Source organism: uncultured Limnohabitans sp. (genome assembly GCF_937889215.1).
Taxonomy (GTDB): Bacteria; Pseudomonadota; Gammaproteobacteria; order Burkholderiales; family Burkholderiaceae_C; genus Limnohabitans_A.
The window spans coordinates 1-1,777 of the sequence record NZ_CALBEX010000217.1; the positions used below are offsets into that span (position 1 = coordinate 1).

At 64.0% G+C, this 1,777-nt stretch carries 2 protein-coding genes; both read left to right on the plus strand.

Annotated features, from left to right (window positions below):
* The first annotated feature begins 69 nt into the window (after positions 1-69).
* Positions 70-753 carry a glutathione S-transferase family protein gene (locus Q0341_RS05545; protein ID WP_299511092.1) on the plus strand — a complete coding sequence of 228 codons (684 nt, stop codon included), beginning with the start codon at positions 70-72 and terminating at the stop codon, positions 751-753.
* 14 nt (positions 754-767) lie between these two features.
* Positions 768-1,777 (plus strand): multifunctional CCA addition/repair protein (locus Q0341_RS05550; RefSeq protein ID WP_299511093.1); only part of this gene is annotated, 1,010 nt, incomplete at its 3' end.

Below are 1,777 nucleotides of genomic sequence, written 5' to 3' on the forward strand. Positions count from 1 at the left end.
GTTGAGTGCAACTTAAACTGACATCAAGTCTGTCCTGACTTTGGGGTCCACTTCATTCCGGGAGAAAAAATGATCCAGCTCTACATCGCCAACAAAAACTACTCGTCCTGGTCCATGCGCCCCTGGGTGCTGCTGCGCCAGGCAGGCATCGAATTTGAAGAGGTCTTTGTCCGCTTTGACAGCTTCGCGCCCGGCTCGCAGTTCAAGGCCGCGCTCAAAGACGTCAACCCGGTGGGCAAGGTGCCCGTGCTGGTGCACGATGGCCTGGCCGTTTGGGACACCTTGGCGATTGCGGAATACGTGGCCGAGCAATTTCCAGGCAAACAGCTCTGGCCGCAAGACCGCGCCGCCCGGGCACGCGCGCGCAGCATTTGCGCCGAAATGCACAGCGGCTTTGCGGGCTTGCGCAGCGCCTGCCCGATGAACATCGAGGCGCACCTGCCCGAGATCGGGGCTTTGGCCCTGCGTGACAAGCCCGCTGTGGGTGCCGACCTGAACCGCATCTGCAGCCTGTGGAGCAGTCTGCTACAAGAGCACGGCGGCCCCATGCTGTTTGGCCCATTCACCGTGGCCGATGCCTACTTTGCCCCGGTGGTCATGCGCCTGAAAACTTACGCCTTGCCTGTGCCGGCCGATGTGGCCGCCTACATGGACCGCGTGTGCGACCTGCCCGGCGTCAAAGCCTGGATCGACGAGGCGCTGGCCGAGCAGGACTTCATCGACTTCGAAGAGCCCTTTCGGGTTTCTCGCTAAAGGCAGACGCGGTCATGCAGGTTTTTGTCGTCGGTGGTGCGGTGCGTGATGCCTTGATGGGTGAACGCGTGAACGACCGCGACTGGGTGGTGGTGGGCAGCACGCCCGAGGCCATGACCGCGCAGGGCTTTGTGCCTGTGGGCAAAGACTTTCCTGTGTTTTTGCACCCGCAGACCCGCGAGGAATACGCCCTCGCCCGCACCGAACGCAAGACGGCGCGGGGCTACAAAGGCTTTGCGGTGCAGGCAGCGCCCGACGTCACGCTCGAAGAGGACCTGGCCCGGCGCGACCTCACGGTCAACGCCATGGCCGTGCCCGAAGCGCTGGCTGTAGCCCTGCTCGCTGAGAACCACACAGGGTCTGTCACCAGCAGTGCCAGACAAGATTTGCCACACACCATGCCCAGCTGGCGGGACGAAGTCATCGACCCCTGGGGTGGTCTGGCCGACCTGCACGCCAAAAGGCTGCGCCACGTCACCCCTGCCTTCGCAGAAGACCCGGTGCGCATCCTGCGCGTGGCCCGTTTTGCAGCGCGTTTTGCCGACTTCAGCGTGGCCGATGAAACGATGGCGCTGATGCGCCAGATGGTGGAAGACGGCGAAGCCGACCACCTGGTGCCCGAGCGCGTCTGGCAGGAGTTGGCACGCGGACTGATGGGCGCCAAGCCCTCGCGCATGTTCGAGGTGCTGCGCGCCTGTGGCGCCCTGAAGGTGCTTCTGCCCGAGCTGGACCGCCTGTGGGGCGTGCCCCAGCGCCCGGAATACCACCCTGAAATCGACACGGGCGTGCACATGATGCTGGTGATGGACATGGCTGCGCAGTTAAACATGCCGCTGCCCGTGCGCGTAGCCTGCCTGATGCACGACCTGGGCAAAGGCACAACGCCGGCCGACGTGCTGCCCCGCCACATTGGTCACGAAGGGCGCAGCGTCAAGCTCCTGCAAAAAGTGTGCGAGCGCCTGCGCGTGCCGACCGACTGCAAAGAGCTGGCCGAGGTGGTGGCGCTTGAACACGGCAACATCCA